Genomic DNA, 19,781 nt, shown 5'->3' with positions numbered 1-19,781 from the left:
CCTCATGTGTAGTACAGCAGCATGCGTGTTGCATGCGTTCCCCTTGAAAACTACGCCCGATTATAAACCATTCGGGCGCCCCTTACTTCCTCGCAATGGCGCTTACGGGCCTTCACCCCAGCTCGTTGCGATAATGATGATTGCGTGTCGAGTAGTAACCCCGCCGCCATTCGACCGGCTTCTGGGCATAGGAGAAAGTCACGCGCTCGACCAGTAGCAGCGGGCTCCCCTCGGCAACTTTCAGGAGCTCGGCGCTGACGCGGTCAGCAGCAACGGCGCGCAGGCGCTCGTCGGCACGAACCATGCAAACACCATAGCGACTTTCGAACAGGCCGTAGAGCGACTCGCCCGCGCGCACGACCTCCAGCGTCAGGTCGGGGAACAGCTCACTCGAAAGATAGATTTCGTCGAAGACCACCGGCTCATCGCCCAGCTTCAGGAGACGGCGCAGAATGGTGATCGGTGCCCCCGGCTCGAGGGCCAGCGTACGCGCCACGTCAGGGCCGGCTTTGGCGCGCCAGCATTCGAGCGGAATGCTCTGCGAGACCTGCGGCACACCGTCATTGGCGACCAGGCGCAGAAAACGGAAAGCAGAGCCGGGATCCTTGTGCGTCGCAACGAAGGTGCCCTTGCCTTGCTGACGGACCAGGAGGTTCTCGGCAGCCATTTCGTCGATGGCCTTGCGCACCGTTCCCTGACTGACGCCAAAGCGGCCGGCGAGCTCCGACTCACTGGGAATCGCGTCGCCCGGGCCCCATTCCCCGGACTCCAGATTGCCCATGATCAATTGTTTGATCTGCCGGTAGAGCGGGCTGAAGGTCGGGGCGTGCATTGCTGAGGCGCGGTTCATGGAAAGCTATTTCAGCACAATTTCGCACGTCCGTCCATCCCGTTCTTGTTACTGATATCATATATAAGACATAAGATAGGCGCCATTGATTTGACAGTGCACACCTCCGGGTCTTATGATTGCTCTGATTCGGCGCCCGGCGCAGCGAACGGGCATGCGGGCGTCGTCGATCGCTTTTTGATCCCTTGTTTTGCTTGCTTGCCTGTTTACTCTCGTTCAATTCTTCTCGCTCACCATTAACGACAGGAGCCGTATCATGTCCAAAGCCCCCATGCGCGTCGCGGTCACCGGCGCAGCCGGCCAAATCGGTTACAGCCTGCTTTTCCGGATCGCTTCCGGCGAAATGCTCGGCAAGGATCAGCCAGTCATCCTTCAACTACTCGACCTGCCGCAAGCTCAGAAAGCCTGCCAGGGCGTGATCATGGAACTCGAAGATTGCGCGTTCCCGATGCTCGCGGGCATGTTCGCTACCGACGATCCCAACGTTGCCTTCAAGGATGCCGACGTCTGCCTGCTGGTTGGTGCACGTCCGCGCGGCCCGGGTATGGAACGTGCTGACCTGTTGACCGCCAATGGCGCCATCTTCACCGTCCAGGGCAAGGCAATTGCCGAGAACGCCAAAGAAGACGTCCGCGTCCTGGTCGTCGGCAACCCCTGCAACACCAACGCCCTGATCGCCGGCTCCGCAGCGAAGAAAGTCGGTCGCACCAACCCAGCCAACTACCATGGCATGCTGCGCCTGGATCACAACCGCGCCCTCTCGCAACTCGCCGCGAAAACCGACCGCCCAGTGGCCAGTTTCAAGCAGCTCACCGTCTGGGGCAACCATTCGCCGACGATGTACGCCGATTACCGCAACTGCACGTCCAACGGCGACAACGTCAAGGATCTGATCAACGATCCGGTCTGGAATAACGACGTCTTCCTGCCCACGGTCGGCAAGCGCGGCGCTGCGATCATCGACGCCCGCGGCCTGTCCTCGGCAGCCTCGGCGGCCAACGCAGCCATCGACCACATGCGCGACTGGGTACTCGGTTCCGACGAATGGGTGACCATGGGCGTCCCGTCCGACGGCTCCTACGACATCCCGACGGGTATCGTTTTTGGTTTCCCCTGCGAGTGCAAGGGCGGCTCCTTCAAGATCATCCAGGGTCTCGAGATCGACGGCTACTCGCGCGAGAAGATCAACAAGACGCTCAAGGAACTGACCGACGAAGCCGAGGCCGTAAAAGACATGCTCTGAGCAGGCCTTGCTGCTGACGAGAAACCGCGGCCTGGCCGCGGTTTTTTTTCGCCTGCCAGCTTGCCTGCCACCTTGCTACACAGCGCGGTAGAATATCGCTCTCCGACGAACCAGACGCTATCGAAAAACCATGCGCCATCCCAGCCAAGTCCTCTTCGCAGGCGAAAAGCCTTTTCCGATGATCCCCGCCGTCGACCACTACGCGGGCTCCGAAAAGCTGATCAACAAGGCCCTGCTGTTGCAGAACGAGTTGGGCCCGATCTTCGACGTCACCTGCGACTGTGAGGACGGTGCAGCGGCAGGCGCCGATCGCGAGCATGCGACGATGGTTGCCGAGCTGATCATGAGCGATGCCAATCGGCATGGACGGGTGGGTGTCCGCATCCACGACATCGCCCACCACGGCTGGCAGCAAGACATCGAGATCATCGTCGCCCACGCCGGCCAGCGCCTGGCCTTCGTGACGCTGCCCAAAGTCAGTTGCGGTGAGGACGTGCGCATACAACTCGACGCTTTGCGGCGAGCGACGGCAGCCGCCGGCATCGAGCGCCAGATCCCGGCACATGTACTGATCGAAACCTACGGCGCCCTGCGTGATGTTTGGGAAATCGCCGCCCTTCCGGAGGTCGAATCACTCGATTTCGGGCTGATGGATTTTGTCAGCGGCCACCATGGCGCCATCCCGGCTTCGGCCATGCGCAGCCCCGGACAGTTCGAGCACCCGCTGATCGTCCGCGCCAAGTGTGAAATCTCGGCCGCGGCGCTGGCCAACGGCGCCGTCCCCTCGCACAACGTTACCACCGAACTGCGCGATCTGGATTTCATCCGCAACGATGCTCGCCGCGCACGCAACGAATTCGGCTATCTGCGCATGTGGAGCATCCATCCCAACCAGATCCGGCCGATCGTCGACATGATGCGCCCCGACTTCTCGGAGGTTGAAAGCGCAGCCGACATCCTGATCGCCGCGCAAGATGGCGATTGGGGACCGATCCAGCACCAGGGCCTGCTGCACGACCGCGCTTCCTACCGCTACTACTGGGAGCTTCTCGCACGCGCCCAGGCCACCGGCATGACGCTGCCAACAGCGGCACAGAAGCGTTTCTTCGCCTGAAAAAACACATGGACCTGCCAGCGCTGACGGCCAAAGTACTGGCGTTTCGCGACCAGAGGAACTGGGCCCAGTTCCACAGCCTGCGCAACCTGATCGTTTCGCTGAATCTCGAAGCCAGCGAGCTGCTCGAGCTGACGCAATGGAAGAGCGACGCCGACATGGCGGCCCTGGCCGCCAGCACCGAAGCGCAGGAAGCACTGCGTGACGAATGCGCCGACGTGCTGATTTATCTGCTGCTCATCGCCGAACACGCCGGCATCGACCTGGAAGCCGCCGCGCACGCCAAACTGGTCAAGAACGCGGCGAAATATCCGGTCGAAACCAGCTACGGCTCGAGCCGCAAGTACCTGGCCGAGGCGGCCGGCAAAGGCTGAGCGCCTGGGACGCTCTGGCCGGATCGCCCGGGGCGCTCTGGCCGTGACCCAGGCTCATGCAGTGCCCTATTCATGCAGCGCCGTAGTCATGCATCATGCAATGCCCCTATTTCGCCGGGCATTTACCTTCCTGAGGCCTGGCTCTCGAGCGTAAAGGCCGCCCCCGCATCCAGCCCGAGCACTTTGACCAGCCACGGCATCGCCTCCTCCAGACTGGCCTGCAAAGTCCACGGCGGGTTGATCACGAAAACGCCGCTGCCATGCATCCCGAAACCATCCGCGGCCGGTGTCCTGACGCGCAGCGTGACGTGCAGCCAGTTGCTCGCCGGCAGGCGTTTCAGGCGTCCGGGCAGATCGTGCGCCTCGAGCCGGGTCAGCTGCGGGTACCACAGCTGGTAGGTGCCGCCCGGGAAACGCTGCAGCGAATCCTTGAGCGCCTGTACGACGCGCTCGTAATCGTGCTTTTCTTCGTACGCCGGGTCGATCAGCACCAGAGCCCGTCGCGGTGGCGGCGGCAACACGGCTTTCAGGCCGGCGAAGCCGTCGCTGTGCTCGACGACCACCCGCGATCCCTCGGCCTCGAAGCGCTTGCGCAGGTGTAGAACATCACGACTGTGCAGCTCGAAAAGCCGCAAGCGGTCCTGCGCACGCAGCGTTGCCAACGCCAAGTCAGGTGAACCCGGATAGACTTTCAGCGCGCCGCCGGGGTTGATCGCGCGCAGCAGCTGCAGATACTCGGCGACCGCCGGCGGTAGATCCTGGCGCCCCCATAGGCGAGCGATCCCTTCCCGGTACTCGTGAAGCTTGGACGCCTGCGCTGAATCCAGGGCATAGGAACCCGCCCCGGCGTGGCTATCCACGTACCAGAAGGCCTTCTCCTTGCGGCCCAGGTAGCGCGCCAGCTGCACCAGGATCAGATGCTTGAGAACGTCGGCGTGGTTACCGGCATGAAAGGCGTGACGATAGCTGAGCATCGACTAATGCCCTTTCGCGCGAGCGCGGGGAAACGCGGGGGTCAATGGCCAGCGCCCTACTCGGGAGCCAGGATCTTGCCGTCGGTGCTGAACTGATAATCGCGGAAGATGTGCTCGGCGCTGAGCAGTTGGTAGCTGCCGTCAGGCAAGCGACGGGAGGTATCCTTGAGGCGATAGGTGTAATGACCGCAGGTCCAGCAATCGAAGTTGCGCATCTGCGTACAGAGACAGGTCTTGTCCCGCACCGATATCCGCTTGACCCCGGGATTCGCCTCGACTTCGCGATTGTAGGCGTTGATGTACGAGCAATTGCCGGTGCTGTCGAGCAGGTAGCCGTAGGCTTCGCAGTTGGGTCGAATACCGTCGCCGATCGCCGGGCTGTTGCTCAGCATGCGCATCGGATAGCCGGTCGGTGAAATCTGGTTGACTTCGATCCCCTCTTCGCTGGCTTCAAAATAACGCTGCTTGACGTCCTCCGGAAGGCCGCATTCCCGGGACACGGTAAAGCGCGTCGCCACCTGCACGGCGGCCGCTCCCTGCTCGAGAAAGGAGACCGCGTCGCTGCCGGTGAAGATGCCGCCGGCCGGAATCAGCGGAATGTCCAGTTGCTCGGCCTGCAGATAGCGATGAATCTCGGCGAAGATGGTCGCCAGATCGTACTCGGCCCAATCCATGCCGAAGCCCAGGTGACCACCCGCCAGCGGCCCTTCGACCACCACATAGTCGGGCAAGCGCTTGCAGCGTGCCGTCTTGCGCAGAAAAAGCTGCAGCGCGCGCAAGGACGAGACGATGATGCCCAGCTTGGCGTCGCGGAAACGCGGATGATCCTCGATCAGCGCGAAGGAACCGAGATGCAGCCCGGCGGCCAGCGTGATGCCGTCGGCGCCCGCATCCAGCGCGCCTTGCATGCGTACGCGTAGCGTTTCCCGCGGCGAGTTCATGGTCAGCTTTTCCATGCAGTTGACGAAGATCAGGCCGTCGCCTTGCTTCGCCTCCATGGTCCTGCCGACGTGCATGCGGGTCGCCTCGGCGAGCTGCTCGAGATCGAAGCGGACGACCGACTTGTCGGAATTGGCGACGTTGAATTTGTACTGCTTGAGTTTGTCCTTGACGAACTTGGCGTTGAAGCGCCGATCGGCCACGGTATTCACCATGGCATCGGAAATATGTCCCACGCCACCCAGTCGCGCGGCTTCAAGCGCCAGCTCGGCCGTCGAAATATCGACCCCCATGCCGCCGATCATGATCGGCACCAGTTCCTTGCTGCCAAACTTCAGACGGTAATCATCAACGCACTTCATGCATGTCCTTCCCAACTCGGCGCAGCGTCTTCGGCCTGCCCGACAGGTGATCACGGCAACTTCCACGAGCTCGCCATTATCACTCATCCCGCGCCTCGATGGCTTGCCGGATGCAAGGAAATCGCAATCCGCGAGCACCCGGCGCAAGCAATCGGTCGCCAGCCGCGGCAGCCAGGACGAAGCACAGCACGCGCGCGTGTATCATGCCCACTCCCGGAGACGCCAAGCGGAGCCTCGCCATGCCCGACTGCAACAGCCACGACCAAGCACTCGCCGCCGCCACCGACATCGGCATCGCGCGCCAGGGCACTTTCGACGCCGCCGCTTTCGAGCGCGCCATCGCCGACCTGCTCAGCGCCTGCGGCCTGGCCGCCGCTGGCCCGCACCTGGGCAGAACGCCGCAGCGCGTGCGCGAACTCTGGCAGCGCCGCCTGCTCGGCGGCTACGACCTCGACCCCGCCGCAGCGCTCGGCGAAGGCTTTGCCGATCCGCGCGGCGACATGGTCGTGCTGCGCGGGATCGCCGTGCATGGCGTCTGTCCGCACCACCTGGTCCCTTTCCGCGGCCTCGCCCACGTCGCCTACCTACCCGGCGGCCGGCTGCACGGCTTTGGCCGCATTGCCCGCCTGGTCGACGCCATCGGCCACCGCTTCACCTATCAGGAATGGATGACCCGCGACATCGCCGACGCCCTGATGCAGCACGGCAAGGCACGCGGCGCGGCCTGTGTCGTCGAGGCCGAACAGCTGTGCCTGCTGCTCGGCGAAGATCGGCGCGGCGACGAACGGGTGATCACCCAGGCCTTCAGCGGCGAGTTTGCACACTCCGAACAGGCGCGCAACGAATTCCTGCGCGCCATCGCCGGCGGCCGCCGCGAGTAAGGAAACGCCGACACCAGCGCAGCAGGGAAAAGAGATGACAGGTAGGCAAGCGGCAGAAGCGAGCTTTCGTACCTAGCGCAAAAAAATGGAACGTAGCCTCCGACCGTGGCTGTCGGGATTCTTTACACTGAACCTTCTTCGACCAAGGCATGTCCATTAAAAACTTATTTTTAATCCAACAGCCAACACTTCAGGCATCAAAACAGGCTTAAAAATTTCTTAGCGTTCGCCGACGATCCGCATTGCCGTGGATGTTCCTTACTCGGGAAGAACCATGAAACTTAGACTCGAAACATTGACACAGAAATTTCTGCCCGTTGTCGCGGCCGCCGCACTCGTATTTGGTGCCACTACCGCCAGTGCGTCCGTGATCACCTCATTGCCGGGCGGCACAGCGCACGCCTTTACCGCCCAGGATCTTGTTACCAGCGGACCGGTTGCCGAGAACGGCATGACTTGGACATCAACCCATGCCCGTTCAGTGTACGGCTACACAAGGCTTTACGGCCTCGTTGACAATGGCGATTGGACTGGTGACACCGGCCCCTATATCGGGCTGGACACGGACTACGGCTCGATGACCATCGTCTTCGACAACGCGGTGTCATCGGTGTTGGCGTTCATCAACTATGCGGTCCCCAACTTCGGGGCGGCGAAGATCGCCATCTACGACGCAGCCAACAATCTACTTGAGAGCCATACCCTCGACATCAATACCCCGTCTGGAGTCGACGCCGGCTTCGACTTCGGCTTCAGCCAAACTACGGCCAACATCAAGTCTTTCGTCCTTAGCGACGGATACATTGTCGCCGCCAATGTGAGAACCGACGGGCGTCGCATCGACGTTCCGGAACCGGGCACGCTAGCTCTCGCCGGCCTTGCCTTTGCCGGTCTGGCAATGCGCCGTCGCAAGGCCGCCATCTGAGCGAGCCATTGCTCGCCAGTTAAAACAGCCGAGCACAAGCTTGGCTTTTTTTGTCTGTAATTCCTTAGTTTTCCAGCATTTCAGGCGCATGCTTGCGCGTGTTCTCGGTGATATCCACGTTTTCGGCTGCCTCCTCGGCGATGAACCAGCGCCACGAGGCCAGCAAGCCTGTCAACTGAACGCCCAGCGCTTTGACGAGCCGTTCCGACTCCCGGAGGAATGAAGTCGAGTCTTTGCGAACCACTGCGAACTCGCTGCGTCATGAAGTGGAGTCTCTGCGGCTCACCGCTGATTGTCGGGGGGCGCGCATGGGGTCGATGGTGCGTCAATGAGTTTGCCGTCACCACCAGGGCAGTCACGCCCAACGCGCTTCCCGGGACTCGCTGCCGGGGCTCTCAGCTTCCGGTCAGGGTCATCAGCAGCGGCGTGCTCAGCGCTGCCAGGGCGGTCGACAAGACCAGGCTGCTGGCCACCGGCCCTGCCAGCGTCTTGAACTGACGCGACATCAGATAGACGTTGGCGCCGACGGCCAGCGAGGCGAGCAGCACCACGACCTGCGTTTCCATCGCCGGCAGACCCATCAGCAGGGCCAGCGACCAGACCACCAGGGGTTGCACGATCAACTTCAGGCAGCAGATGGCAACGCTGATTTGCCAGCCGGCGCGCACGCCATATTCTGCCAGCCCCATGCCCAGAGCGATCAGCGCCAGCGGCGCCGCGGCCTGCGCCAGCATCGCCAGCGGCTGCGCCAGCAGGGTCGGCAGCGGCCAGCCGGTGAGGCCGAACAAGGCTCCCGAAAGGATGCCGGCAACGATCGGATTGGTGAGCACGCCACGCGCCGTCTTGGCGAAGCCGTGCAGCGAAAAACTGCCGTGCTGCGCCCACTCGATCGAGACGCTGAGCAGGGTCCACAGAATCAGCGCGTTGAACACCAGCACCAGGGCCACCGACGGCACGGCCGCCTCGCCGAGAGCAACCTTGGCCAGCGGCAGACCGAGCAGCACATTGTTCGAGAACACGCCACCGAGGGCAAATACGGACTGCCCGACACCGTCCAGGGCAAACAAGCGCCAGGCGACCAGGCGGCCGATCACGAACACGATCAGGCAGCCGCCAAAGAAAGCGATCAGCAAACGGGCGTCGACCGGCGGCAACTTCGAGAAGTCGCTCATCATCCGGAAGAGCATCGCCGGCAAGGCCACCGAGAAGACGAAGCGCGAGAGATTCTCGGACATCGACGGCGGCCAGCCACAGCCGCGCATGAGCAGGTAGCCGGCGAGCACCAGAACGAAGAGCGGTGCGGCCAGGCCGACGTGGCTGACAAAAGTTTCCATTAATGTGAAAGTCGCGCAAGCGACTCACAAACCTCCCTTCTCCCCTTGCGGGAGAAGGGGCAGGGGAAGAGGGAAAACGGTCATGGCTTTCATCATCAGGGGTGTCTCGACATGTCATGACCGTTAGCGCCGAGCGGGCGCGCGCCTCAGTCGCCGAAGCACGGCGGACGCTTCTCGCGCATCGCGCTCATCGCTTCCTGGAGATCGCTCGAGAGGAGCATCGCCGCATTCCAGGTGGCGACGTAGTTCAAGCCGTCGGCGACTGAATGATCGCGTCCGTAGTTGAGCATTTCCTTGCTGCCACGCATAGCTAGCGGCGACTTCGCGGCGATCGTCCGGGCGATCTGGCGAACACCGTCGAGCAAGGTCTCGGGAGTCTCGAAAAGCTGATTGATGAGGCCGATCAGCTTGGCCTCGAAGCCATCGACCTTGCGCCCGGTATAGGCCATCTCGCGTGCCATGCCGTCCGGAATCAGGCGCGGCAGTCGTTGCAAGGTGCCGACGTCAGCCGTCATTCCGACGTCGATTTCACGCACCGCAAACTGTACGTCAGCGGCCGCATAGCGCATGTCGCAACAGCTCACCAGGTCGATCGCCCCACCGATACAGGCGCCGTGGATCGCCGCCAGCACCGGCTTGCGACAACGCTCGACGCTCGACAGGCAATCCTGCAAATCGAGGATCACGCGGCGCAGCAGCTCGCGTCCGCGCGCCGCGTCGCGATGCGCAACGCGCTCGCTGACGCCAGCCAGCATCGCCAGATCGATACCGGCGCAGAAATTCCGCCCGGCGCCGCTGAGCATCACCACGCGTACCTCATCGCTCTCGTCGGCCCAGGCGAAAGCCATGCGCAGCTCCTGCCACATGGCCTGGTTGATGGCGTTCGACCGCTCCGGGCGATTCAGGGTGATTTCGGCAAGCCCCTCGTTCAGCACGATGGCCATGGTCGTCAACTCTGGAATGGCAGTGCTCAAGCTGTTCTCCTGGAAGTGATGATTGTTTGGTCGAAGCGCTTCCGGCGCGCTCCTGGCGAGGCGTCGCCGTCGTCGCATTCACAGCCGCAGCCGCCGTCGCCGTGCCCGTGCAGTGTAATTGATTTGTCTGCTCGCGCCGTCGGCGGCCAATTGGCGCGACAATGGCAGCCCTCACCGGCTCCCTTCGTCCCCTTCGACAAATTCAACCATTGCCTTGCCCTAGCCTCCCCCCTCGCGCATGCACTCGACCTCGACCACCGCTGTTCCCGCCACCCTTGCCGCCGCCCGCTGTTCCCACCTAGGCCCCGGCGCAATCGAGATCCTCTACGGCGACGCGGCGCTGCTGGTGGTCAACAAGCCGGCCGGCCTGCTCGCGGTACCCGGTCGCGGCGAAGACAAACAGGACTGCCTGAGCCGACGCGTGCAGGCCGAATTTCCCGATGCCCTGATCGTCCATCGCCTCGACATGCACACCTCCGGGGTGCTGGTATTGGCACGTGGCAAAGAGATGCAGCGGCGCTTGAGCAGCCAGTTCGCCGAGCGACAGGTGAACAAGCGCTATGTCGCACTGGTCGCCGGCCGGCTGTCGGCGGCCAGCGGCGAAATAGACCTGCCACTGAGCGCCGACTGGCCGCGCCGGCCGCGCCAGAAAGTCGACCCGCTCGCCGGCAAGCCCTCGCTCACCCGCTACCAGGTGCTCAGCCACGACCCCACTACACAGCGCTCGCGCCTGCTGCTCGTCCCCCTGACCGGGCGCACGCACCAGCTGCGCGTGCATCTGCTGGCCATCGGCCACCCGATCATCGGCGACGCGCTCTACGGCCGCGCCGAACTCACGGCGACGAACACACGCCTCATGCTGCACGCCGAGGTGCTGGCCTTCGCCCACCCCGCGAGCGCCCAGCCGCTGCGCTTTTTGTGCCCGGCCCCGTTCTAGATCAAAGCCAGGCGCGGTCCGCCAGGCGACAATTCCCGCCTAACGAGGCGCGCCGGCCGGCGCCCTACTCGGCGCCCTACTCGGCACCCGACTCGCTACCCTGTTCGTCTGCCTAACGGTCATGACATGTCGAGATACCCCGGATCATGAAAGTCATGACCGTTTCCCCCTTCCCCTACCCTTTTCCCGCTAGGGGAGAAGGGATATTCGTGAGCCGCTTGCGCGACTTTCATAGTAAACGGCCATTTCCAGGCAACACTCACAGCGAGGCAAGCTGAACATGCGCTTTTCGGATCAACCCCTCTGGCTGGTCGGTTTCAGACCGTTCTTCGCCCTCGCCTGCCTGTCGGGGCTGACCCTGCCGGTCCTCTGGGCGCTGCTCTTCGCGGGCACTCTGGCGGCACCGGCGGCACCATTTTCGCCGACCCAGTGGCACGCCCATGAGATGTTCTTCGGCTTTGGCTGGGCCGTGATGGGGGGTTTCCTGCTCACCTCGACCAAGAACTGGGTGAAGATCCGCGGCTACCACGGCACGGCGCTGATCCTGCTGGTCAGCGCCTGGCTGCTCGAACGCGCGGGCATGTGGTTTGCCGGCGCCCTGCCGCCGCTACTCTTCCGCCTCTCCAACAACCTCTTCCTGGCCGCCATTGTCGCCATGCTCCTATGGTCGCTGATCCGCCACCGGCAGAGCGACTCCTTCCGCGACAACTACTTCTTCCTGATCATCCTGCCCCTCTTCCTGGTCGCCAAGAACCTGCTGCTCAGCGAAGCGCATTTTCAGGCCGGCGCGAGCATGGCCATGGCGCTCTTCCGGGTGGCATTTCTGGTCATGCTCGAGCGGACGCTGACGCAGTTCATGAAGAATGCGATGCAGGCCGAAATCCTGCGCAACGCAATGCTCGACACCGCCATCAAGCTGCTCGCCGTGGGACTGGTTCTTGCCAGCCTGCTGCCTGCCCCGGTCTCGGCATGGAGCGGTCTCTTGCTGGCGCTGCTGCTGCTCGTCCGCTTCGCCTTCTGGAAGCCGCAGCTGGCGCTGCGCCGGCTGGACATCGGCATCATGTATCTCGGCTACCTGGCGATCGTCGCGCAACTGCTGCTCGAGTTCGTGGCGCTGGTCGCGCAGCCGGCGTGGATTGGCTCGCTACCGATGCATGTCTTTACTTTCGGCGCCATGGGCCTGATCATCCCGGCCATGTTGATCCGCATCGTCAACGGTCACACCGGCCGAAAAGTCGCTTTCGATCGTCTCGACAAGACGGTGCTATGGATCATGATTGCCGGCTTCGTGGTGCGCATCGTCATCCCGCAGATCGACCCGGCCAACTACCTGCGCTGGATCGATCTCGCCGCGGCGTGCTGGTTCAGCTGCTTCGCGATACTCGGCTGGCGTTATATCCCCTACCTGCTACAAGCACGGGTCGACGGCAAGGAGCACTGAGCGAGGCAAGCAGACATCATGCGCTCGGCTTGCCCGCCGTCAGCCGCAGCACTTCGGCGTAGGCGGCGGTGACGATGGGGTGATCATGCGTGCTTGTGATGAGCACCGTGAACGCTGTGATTCAGCGCCAGCTCCCTGCTCGCTTCTTCCTCGATGTCCTTGAGATCGGCGAGCAAACCTTCATCGGACAAATCCACCGGCGTGGAATGCTCCCAGTCATGATGAACGACCTGGCGCAAAGGCTTGGCGACCTCCTCGTCATGCACAGCGATGGCCAGTTCGCGGCGGCTGTCGAAGCTGCCCGGCGCCAGGTTGATCGAACCAATCAGTGCGCGCGCGCTATCGGCGAAGGCCATCTTGCCGTGCAGTTTGAGCCCTTTTAGCTTGTGCACCTTGGCCCCGATATCCTGCAGGATGCGCAGGCCTTCGACGCCTTCCACCAGCTTTCCCTTCTTCAGCGTGTGCGCCGGCCGTGCCAGGATGTGCAGTTTGACGCCACGGCGAAGCGCCCGCACCAGACGCTCGATAATCACCTCGTCCTGATAGCGCTCGTTCTGCAGAAACAGGGTTTCCTTCGTTTCGTCGATGAACTGCGCGACCCGGTTTCGCCCGTTGATGTTGCACCAGATAAGATGCGAGTCCTGGCCCGGGTCGAAGGGCTGGCGGTCCCAATCGGCATCGAAGCACTGCACGACCTCGTCCACCTCGTGGCGATGCGTCGTCACAATCGCGTAGTCGCGGGTTTCAGTGAAATTCCGCGTTTCCCAGTTGAGCGACTGGATGAATGCCAGCTGGCCATCGACGACCATCGACTTTTCGTGGGTGATGTCGATTGCCGGGTTGCTGTCGAGCACCTCGACACCCGCCTCCTCCAGTAGCGCACGCGTTTTCTGGTTCTCGGGTTCGCCACTGCGCCGGGCCGGATTCAGCATCACACGGACCATGACGCCACGCTGATGCGCGGCAATCACCGCCGCCAGCAGCGTCGGCTCGGAAAACAGGAATATCTTGATGCGAATCGACTCCTGCGCCGCCTCGATGGCGTCAAGGATGGGCTTGCCGGTGTCGTCGGGCATTACGATGAGCGAGCGTGAAGCCATGAAACCTCCTCGAATTCAGATGATGTGCGGCCAATCGTCAGCCTGGCAAAGCGTCGGAGATCGCTTGTTCCTTGGTTTCCTTGGGCTCCTTCGCTTCCTTGGGCTCCTTGGCCTCCTTGGCCGGAGCATTTGCCGAGAATTCCTCCTGCATGCCGGTCAGCTTGCGAATCCCGAAAAACACGGTAATCGACATGAAAATGACCAGGAAACCGGTGAACATTTCTTCGACGTGAAACTGCGCCGTGCGATTGGCGACATAGGCGGCAAGAATGGTTGCGAGTATGGTCAGGTTGAGTAGCCAATTGGTCGTCTTGGACACCAGATAACCAAGAACACCGAAGCCGGACAGCTGGTAGATCATGAACGGCAGGATGGCAGCAAACGGAATCAGTTCGGAGGCTCCAAGCGCAACATCCGCGGCACCGGGTGCCCTGGCATGCAGCAGCGTGCTGTTCGCCAGCTGGTGGAACAAGGCTGGCAAGGCGCAGAGAAAGGGAACGACAGACAGGAATGCGATGACCAGTTCCCCACACCACAGACTGATCTGCGACTGTGTGTCGGCCCCCCCACTCGCCGCCTGCGTGGCGATGAAGAGTCCGGCAACGACCGCCGTTGCTCAGGAAAGCAAGAGCAGTTCGATGGTGACGCCGAATGCGGCGGGCTCGCCGGCCTTGATCAACAGCAATGCGACAAAGCCCGCGGTGAAGAACATCACCCGTACCAGTCTGGTCCACAAACGCGGATCACGGTCGGGGGGAAGAATCGGTAAGGCGTTGCCATCCGCGCCGACGCTTGGTCTTTCTTTTGACATATCGTGTTTCCTCCGGGATGTTTGAGAAGCTGATCTGCCGATTATATTGGCTTCACTCGACCGGCGGCGCGGGATCTCGTTCGAGCTTAGATCGCGGCCTACTCATTTACTCGTCCACGCTATGGAGCTTCTGGACGATGACCGCCAGTATCGCCGTCGACCAGCCGAACATCAGCATCGCCGTCATCGCTTCGAATGCCGACACGCCCTGCCATTCGTGAGGTAGGGTGATGCCCGAACTGCCCAGGGTGGTGTAAGCATTGACCGAAAAAAGCACGGCCCCCCTGCCTTTCGGCAGTATGCCCATCAGCAGATAGAACCATCCCCACGCCAGTACCTCGACCCAGTGGGTCACCAGCATGATGGCGACGACGCCGACGACAACCAGCCAACGACCAAAGGCACGGAAATGGCGCCCCAACAATTCGAAGCGCCGGAAGAAGGAACGGGCGAGACCGATTCCCAGGGCATGAATGACGACGCAGATGGTCACCGGAACGAGGGCGCTGGCGCTTTGCTTCAGGTAGATGAAGTGGAGCGCCCACAACTCCAACAAAGTCTCTTCCATCGTCCTTGGTTCAGCCTTTCCCCTGCTGCATTCTGCAGTGACGCACTGCCCCAAAATTATACACAGCCAGGCGAGCGCGGGATCCTCCTCCTGTTGCCCTGTTGCTTTCCCGGCAGCAGGAGAACGACAGGCTCGGACGCTGGGGCTGCTCCCGTCTGTCGGGAACGCCATGATTCAGCGCGAGTTCCGTGCTCGCCTCGTTTTCCATTTGCTGTCGGTCGGCGAGACACGGGTGCTTCCCCCACCGGTTCAAGTGGCAGCAGCATTCACCGGCGACTGCGCGTCGCCGTGTACCGAATCAAGTCACCAGAAAATCCGCACTAGTCAATGCCAGTCCGCTGCTCAGGCTGGCGAACTGCACCGCCAATCCGGCACCGTTGCCGTCGGCATCGTAGTGCAGCGCTCCCGAGGCGTTGTCGTAGAGGATGAAGTCGTTGGCATCGACAGCACTGACGCCTGCGGCCGAACGGAACGACCCGGCGGCCAGGGTGCCGGTGCTGCTCAGCGAGCTGAAGATGGCGTTCTCGAGTTCGATGCTGTCGGCGGCGACGTCGAAGTCGCTGATCGTGTCGCGGTTGCTCAGCGCGTTGAGCAGGGTGTCGAAGCGGATGCTGTCGCTGCCCGAGCCACCGATCAGGGTGTCGTTGCCCAGGCCGCCGTTGAGGGTGTCGTTGCCGGCATAGCCTTCGAGGCGGTTGGCGCCGCTGTTGCCGGTGAGCTGGTCGGCATTGTTGCTGCCGCGCAGGTGTTCGATGCTCGTCAGGGTGTCGGTACCCGAGCCGCCGGTGGCTTGCGCGGCGGTCGTGGCAAGGCTGACGATGACGCCGGTGCTGCCGCTGACACCGTAGTAGTAGGTGACGGTGTCGCTGCCCGCGCCACCGTCGATGACGTTGTTGCCGGCGCCGGCGTAGAGGTAGTTGTCGAGGCTGTTGCCGCTGAGGTTGGCAGCGGCGCTGGTGACGATCCGGCCGTTCTCGACGTTGGCGCCGAGGGTGTAGCTTGAGACATAGCTCAAGACAGTGTCGGTGCCGCCGGTGCTGGCGGTGGCGTTGCTCTCGCTGACGCTGTCGCCACTATCGCGGACGTAGTAGTAGTCGTTGCCGTCGCCACCGAGCATGGTGTCGTTACCTGCACCACCGTCGAGGGTGTCGTTGCCGGCGTAGCCTTCGAGGCGGTTGGCGCCGCTGTTGCCGGTGAGCTTGTCGGCATTGTTGCTGCCGCGCAGGTGCTCGATCGCCGTCAGGGTGTCGGTGCCCGAGCCGCCGGTGGCTTGCGCGGCCGTTGTGGCGAGGCTGACGGTGACGCCGGTCGTGCCGCTGACGCCATAGTAGTAGCTGACGGTGTCGCTGCCCGCGCCACCGTCGATGACGTTGTTGCCGGCGCCGGTGTAGAGGAAGTTGTCGAGGCTGTTGCCGCTGAGCTTGGCGGCGGCGCTGGTGACGATCCGGCCGTTCTCGACGTTGGCGCCGAGGGTGTAGCTGCTGAGGTAGCTATAAACGAGGTCCGTGCCGCCGGTGCTGGCGGTGGCGTTGCTCTCGCTGACGATGTCGCCGCTATCGCGAACATAGTAGTAGTCGTTGCCGTCGCCACCGAGCATGGTGTCGTTACCGGTGCCGCCGTCGAGGGTGTCGTTGCCGGCGTAGCCTTCGAGGCGGTTGGCGCCGCTGTTGCCGGTGAGCTTGTCGGCATTGTTGCTGCCGCGCAGATGCTCGATCGCCATCAGGGTGTCGGTGCCCGAGCCGCCGGTGGCTTGGGCGGCCGTCGTGGCGAGGCTGACGATGACGCCGGTCGTGCCGCTGACGCCATAGTAGTAGCTGACGGTGTCGCTGCCAGCACCACCGTCGATGACGTTGTTGCCGGCGCCGGCGTAGAGGAAGTTGTCGAGGCTGTTGCCGCTGAGCTTGGCGGCGGTGCTGGCGACGATCCGGCCGTTCTCGACGTTGGCGCCGAGGGTGTAGCTGCTGAGGTAGCTATAAACGAGGTCGGTGCCGCCGGTGCTGGCGGTGGCGTTGCTCTCGCTGACGATGTCGCCGCTGTCGCGAACATAGTAGTAGTCGTTGCCGTCGCCACCGAGCATGGTGTCGTTGCCGGTGCCGCCGTCCAAGGTGTTGTTCGCGCTGTTGCCAATCAGGGTATCGTCGCCGGCTCCGCCGATGGCTTTCTCGATGGTCACGCCAAAAGCGATCGCCAGGTTGTCCGTACCATCGTAGCTTGCCGGCGGACCAGAAGCGCCGGCAGGAAGCGGATCTGACTTGATGGCAATGTCCGAAAAGCAACCTGCCCGCAAATCGATTCTGCACGCATCGGTAAAATTGGCAACCGACACCGTGTCTGTTCCTCCGGCATCCCAGATGGTCATCAAGAACGGCGAGCCAGGGGTAAAGGTGTATACATCATCGCCGGCGTTATAGCTGGTATTCGCGCCGTACAGGTGCTGGATGGCGGCGATATCGTAAAGCATCGGGGTTTGCGGCGTAATCGGGAAATACGACCAGCTAAACGAGCCGCCGCCGTGATCCACGACCTCGCGAAAAAGCGCGTGCGGATGATCGGTGTAGGACATCAGCGTGTATTGTTCGGAGTCTTCAGCCGTTGCTAGAACGGGCGTGCCTTCAAAGGGATGTTTGAGGCCCAGAGCGTGGCCAATCTCGTGCAGCAAGGCCGAAAACTGGCCGCTCCCGACCGACCAGTCATCCGCCGCGCGTGCCGCGTTGACCCAGATGTCGCCAGCCGCGGGCCAGAATGCGTTCGGGTAGCTGGACCAGCCCCACCACGCTGCAATTGCCGGGGTTTGAGTATAGGCAAAGCGAATATCTCCGACGTCGCTCTGGGTCTCGGTGGTTTCCACGAAGCGCAGGTCGGCGACGTTCGCCCATTGCTGCAAAGCCTGCCGCGCGGCTGCCTGGTGATCACTCCCGAAACCAGACGCAGTGTCCGGTTCGTCCTGGCTTGAGTAAGCGCTCGCCCAGACAGCGTCGCCGTTTGCGTAGGGAAAGCTGTAGGCGATGGTCGCGCCGGTCCCGGCGCCACCCCACTTGATGCCGGCCGCAAGCGCATCGATCGCCACCGATCCCGACAGAGGCACAGGCGTCACGGTCATGCTCGACAAGGGGCTGGTCATAAGGTATTTCCCACAAGGTGTGCCTGCATTTTACCGTATTGCGTTCGGCTACCGGTCGGCCAAAGCCAAGGGCAAATCGCAAAAGCCAAGCGACCTTCGTAGCCGCCCTTGCGGTGAGCAGCGAGTCACTTACGCGACGTTCTCATTACTGTGAAAGTCGCGCATGCGACTCACGAAACTCCCTTCGCCCCTTGCGGGAGAAGGGCCGGGGGAAGAGGGGGGCGGTCATGACTTTCATGATCCGGGGTGTTTCGCCATGTCATGACCGTTAGCGCATGCGGCGCACAACCACCGCGACCACACACCACAGGGCTACCGGCAACCAGTCGAGCACCTGCGCCCCGGCAGCGGCAGCACCGCCAGAAGCGGCCAGCCCGATGCGTGAAAAAGCCGCCACCGCCAGTGTCGCCATCAAGGCGCCGGTATGGCGGCCGGTGTGCATGGGATTGCCGCTCTCGGCGGCCAGACCGATGGAAGCGCAGAGGATGGCGGCCCAGAAGATCCCGGCGACAAACTGACTCAACAGCAAGGCCGCCAGCGAGACGGCAAGCGCCGTGCCGGCCAGGGCCAGCGCACCGAGCGGACAGGCCACGCGCAGCACCTGCAGCGGGCCACGCGCACGCACCAGGCGGCCGACACCGAGCAGACCGAAGCTGAAGCCGATCCAGAAGACCGGCATCAGCCACGGCAGCAGCGCCGGGTCCGCCAGCCGCTTGAACTGCACCGCCGAGTTGAGCACCGAGTGCACCTGCTGGCCGAAGGCGAGCAACAAGGCGAGCAGCAGCAGGAAGGCCCACGAGGCCTTTGCCCCACCGGCCGCTGTCTGTAAGGCCTCTGCCGCGGCCAGCGTCGGCGCTGCCGCCGGCAAGCGCCGCTCGACATAGACCAGTGCCAGCGCGGAAGCAGCCACTGCCAGGGCGCTGAGCAGGAACGGCAGCGCCGGATCCACCCCCTTGAGAACGATCGCCAGGTAAGGTGCCAGTGCCGACGCCAGCGCCAGCCCAAGCAACTGGATGCCCGCCAGGCGCGGCAGCGTCGCCCGCCCCGCGTAGCGCGAAAGCAGCACGTACGGCGGCGCCCGCAGGGCCGACGAGGTCGCCACCCAGACGCTGATGGCCAACAGGAAGAAGATCGGCGTTGCGGCCAGCCAGGGCATCAGCAGCATCGCCAGCGCCGAAATCGCCGACAGCAGCACCAGCAGCGGCCCGATCCTGCGCAGCGCCGCACGCGCCCGATCGACGGCCACCCCCATCCACCAGTCGGCCAGCGCAAAGATCAACTGGTCAGCGGCAATGATCCACGGCAGATAGCGCTTGTCGATACCACCGCGCGCCAGCAATTCGGGAAGAAAAATGACATAGACCACCCAACTCAGCGCAAAGAAAAACTCCACTCCTGCCAAGAACCAGGCAGCGCGGGTGTCGCCAAGGGGGGATGAGGCAGTCATGCGCATAATCGTGGCATGAAAATCCGCGTCGCGAAACGTCGTTTTTGCTTCTCACAGCAGATCAGCACTTACGGCGATTGAGCACTCGGCCACCTGCTCGCCTGGCCCCAGACCTTTTCTCTCGACGCCAGCCGCGTAGGCGCTGCCCTGCCCGGCCCCGTCGCCTCAGCGCTGACGCAAGGGGTCAAGCAATCCGGAGAGGCCGTTGTGGTCGAGCTCGTGCATCAGCGCCAGGAGCTGGCCGAGCTTGCCCGGTGGGAATCCTTCGCCGGCGAACCAGTTCAGGTAATTGCCCGGCAGGTCGGCGATCAAACGGCCCTTGTACTTGCCGTAGGGCATGCTCCAGGTGAGCAGCAGTTGCAGGTCGTCGGGATTCACTTGCCGCT

20 protein-coding genes are annotated in these 19,781 nt (G+C 63.0%); 7 read left to right on the top strand and 13 right to left on the bottom strand.

All coding sequences use genetic code 11. From position 1 onward, the window contains the following. Positions 1-112: 112 nt before the first annotated feature. Positions 113-850 carry a GntR family transcriptional regulator gene (locus tag QZ648_RS00715; protein ID WP_211203647.1) on the bottom strand — a complete coding sequence of 246 codons (738 nt, stop codon included), beginning with the start codon at positions 848-850 and terminating at the stop codon, positions 113-115. Positions 851-1,106: 256 nt separating this feature from the next. Here QZ648_RS00715 and QZ648_RS00710 point away from each other — a divergent pair, with 256 nt between their 5' ends. The 3 genes from QZ648_RS00710 to QZ648_RS00700 all read left to right on the top strand — a co-directional run bounded on the left by QZ648_RS00710 (position 1,107) and on the right by QZ648_RS00700 (position 3,581). Beyond that, positions 1,107-2,093, top strand: coding sequence for a malate dehydrogenase (locus QZ648_RS00710; protein WP_169065669.1), 987 nt, complete (start codon positions 1,107-1,109; stop codon positions 2,091-2,093). A gap of 130 nt (positions 2,094-2,223) precedes the next feature. Further along, on the top strand, positions 2,224-3,207 hold the full coding sequence (locus QZ648_RS00705) for an aldolase/citrate lyase family protein (RefSeq protein ID WP_291995830.1): 984 nt from the start codon (positions 2,224-2,226) through the stop codon (positions 3,205-3,207). Between the two features lie 8 nt (positions 3,208-3,215). Beyond that, entirely contained in the window at positions 3,216-3,581 is a 366-nt protein-coding gene (locus QZ648_RS00700; RefSeq protein ID WP_169065671.1) for a nucleotide pyrophosphohydrolase, read from the top strand. 122 nt (positions 3,582-3,703) lie between these two features. Here the strand turns inward: QZ648_RS00700 and rlmJ are convergent, their stop codons facing one another. Together rlmJ and QZ648_RS00690 are read right to left on the bottom strand one after the other, a co-directional pair. Then, positions 3,704-4,555, bottom strand: a complete 852-nt coding sequence (rlmJ, locus tag QZ648_RS00695; protein ID WP_291995829.1) for a 23S rRNA (adenine(2030)-N(6))-methyltransferase RlmJ — start codon at positions 4,553-4,555, stop codon at positions 3,704-3,706. Between the two features lie 56 nt (positions 4,556-4,611). Further along, positions 4,612-5,856: a nitronate monooxygenase gene (locus QZ648_RS00690; protein ID WP_169065673.1), complete on the bottom strand. Its 1,245-nt coding sequence runs from the start codon at positions 5,854-5,856 to the stop codon at positions 4,612-4,614. A 239-nt stretch (positions 5,857-6,095) separates the two neighbouring features. Here QZ648_RS00690 and folE point away from each other — a divergent pair, with 239 nt between their 5' ends. Beyond that, on the top strand, positions 6,096-6,737 hold the full coding sequence (gene folE / locus QZ648_RS00685; RefSeq protein WP_291995828.1) for a GTP cyclohydrolase I FolE: 642 nt from the start codon (positions 6,096-6,098) through the stop codon (positions 6,735-6,737). Between the two features lie 274 nt (positions 6,738-7,011). Next, positions 7,012-7,662, top strand: coding sequence for a PEP-CTERM sorting domain-containing protein (locus tag QZ648_RS00680; protein WP_291995827.1), 651 nt, complete (start codon positions 7,012-7,014; stop codon positions 7,660-7,662). A 64-nt stretch (positions 7,663-7,726) separates the two neighbouring features. Here QZ648_RS00680 and QZ648_RS00675 read toward each other — a convergent pair whose 3' ends face one another. The 3 genes from QZ648_RS00675 to QZ648_RS00665 form a co-directional block, all read right to left on the bottom strand. Further along, complete coding sequence (locus tag QZ648_RS00675) at positions 7,727-7,906, bottom strand: hypothetical protein (RefSeq protein WP_291995826.1); 180 nt, start codon at positions 7,904-7,906, stop codon at positions 7,727-7,729. A gap of 151 nt (positions 7,907-8,057) precedes the next feature. Continuing rightward, on the bottom strand, positions 8,058-8,996 hold the full coding sequence (locus tag QZ648_RS00670) for an AEC family transporter (RefSeq protein ID WP_291995825.1): 939 nt from the start codon (positions 8,994-8,996) through the stop codon (positions 8,058-8,060). 146 nt (positions 8,997-9,142) lie between these two features. Then, positions 9,143-9,970, bottom strand: a complete 828-nt coding sequence (locus QZ648_RS00665; protein ID WP_291995824.1) for a crotonase/enoyl-CoA hydratase family protein — start codon at positions 9,968-9,970, stop codon at positions 9,143-9,145. A 238-nt stretch (positions 9,971-10,208) separates the two neighbouring features. Between QZ648_RS00665 and QZ648_RS00660 the strand changes: the two genes are divergently transcribed. Then, positions 10,209-10,907 (top strand): RluA family pseudouridine synthase, encoded by a 699-nt coding sequence (locus QZ648_RS00660; protein ID WP_291995823.1) that lies wholly within the window; start codon positions 10,209-10,211, stop codon positions 10,905-10,907. Positions 10,908-11,187: 280 nt separating this feature from the next. Next, entirely contained in the window at positions 11,188-12,348 is a 1,161-nt protein-coding gene (locus QZ648_RS00655; RefSeq protein ID WP_291995822.1) for an NnrS family protein, read from the top strand. A gap of 83 nt (positions 12,349-12,431) precedes the next feature. On the opposite strand, the gene QZ648_RS00650 is transcribed toward QZ648_RS00655, so the two are convergent. The 7 genes from QZ648_RS00650 to QZ648_RS00620 form a co-directional block, all read right to left on the bottom strand. Next, a complete protein-coding gene (locus QZ648_RS00650) occupies positions 12,432-13,448 on the bottom strand; it encodes a phospholipase D-like domain-containing protein (RefSeq protein ID WP_169065678.1) in 1,017 nt (338 codons plus the stop codon). Between the two features lie 37 nt (positions 13,449-13,485). Further along, positions 13,486-13,920 carry a hypothetical protein gene (locus QZ648_RS00645; RefSeq protein WP_291995821.1) on the bottom strand — a complete coding sequence of 145 codons (435 nt, stop codon included), beginning with the start codon at positions 13,918-13,920 and terminating at the stop codon, positions 13,486-13,488. 144 nt (positions 13,921-14,064) lie between these two features. Next, on the bottom strand, positions 14,065-14,259 hold the full coding sequence (locus QZ648_RS00640; protein WP_291995820.1) for a hypothetical protein: 195 nt from the start codon (positions 14,257-14,259) through the stop codon (positions 14,065-14,067). A 106-nt stretch (positions 14,260-14,365) separates the two neighbouring features. Next, positions 14,366-14,827 (bottom strand): hypothetical protein, encoded by a 462-nt coding sequence (locus QZ648_RS00635; RefSeq protein ID WP_291995819.1) that lies wholly within the window; start codon positions 14,825-14,827, stop codon positions 14,366-14,368. Positions 14,828-15,125: 298 nt separating this feature from the next. Continuing rightward, the gene (locus QZ648_RS00630) at positions 15,126-17,948 is read right to left on the bottom strand and encodes a M10 family metallopeptidase (RefSeq protein WP_291995818.1); all 2,823 of its coding nucleotides are present in this window, start codon (positions 17,946-17,948) and stop codon (positions 15,126-15,128) included. A 268-nt stretch (positions 17,949-18,216) separates the two neighbouring features. Continuing rightward, positions 18,217-19,395 carry an MFS transporter gene (locus tag QZ648_RS00625; protein ID WP_169065682.1) on the bottom strand — a complete coding sequence of 393 codons (1,179 nt, stop codon included), beginning with the start codon at positions 19,393-19,395 and terminating at the stop codon, positions 18,217-18,219. A gap of 165 nt (positions 19,396-19,560) precedes the next feature. After that, on the bottom strand, positions 19,561-19,773 hold the full coding sequence (locus QZ648_RS00620; protein WP_291995817.1) for a DUF3820 family protein: 213 nt from the start codon (positions 19,771-19,773) through the stop codon (positions 19,561-19,563). Positions 19,774-19,781: the final 8 nt, after the last annotated feature.

The sequence above is a fragment of the Candidatus Accumulibacter sp. ACC012 genome (assembly GCF_907163155.1).
Lineage (GTDB): Bacteria > Pseudomonadota > Gammaproteobacteria > Burkholderiales > Rhodocyclaceae > Accumulibacter > Accumulibacter delftensis.
Note: the sequence above shows the minus strand (reverse complement) of the source record. Positions and strands in the feature narration are given on the sequence as shown.